At 44.1% G+C, this 261-nt stretch carries 1 protein-coding gene; it reads right to left on the bottom strand.

Annotated features, from left to right (window positions below; genetic code table 11):
* On the bottom strand, positions 1–248 hold a 248-nt coding region (locus GUI70_RS25895), incomplete at its 3' end, for a YbaK/EbsC family protein (protein WP_237725159.1).
* Between the last annotated feature and the right edge of the window lie 13 nt (positions 249–261).

Below are 261 nucleotides of genomic sequence, written 5' to 3'. Positions count from 1 at the left end.
TCAGCGAGGTCCGTAGCTTTTAACTGAACGGAACGGCCAATTTTACCCGAAGAAACGATAATAGTTCCTTGTTCCTTAGCGATTTCCGAAATGTAAATTGGAAATCCCTTGGTTTCGTAAATGCCAATCGGGGTGTTGGCACCGTGTTCGTACCCAGTCGTTGCTACCAAGTTCTTTAGCGGAATCATACCGACTTTTTTATTTCCGGATAGCTTCGCTAATTTTTTATAGCTAAGGTGTTCGTCCACGGGAATTACCCCA

Source organism: Deinococcus alpinitundrae, from assembly GCF_009982895.1.
GTDB lineage: Bacteria > Deinococcota > Deinococci > Deinococcales > Deinococcaceae > Deinococcus > Deinococcus alpinitundrae.
This window is presented reverse-complemented; position numbering and strand designations above follow the sequence as displayed.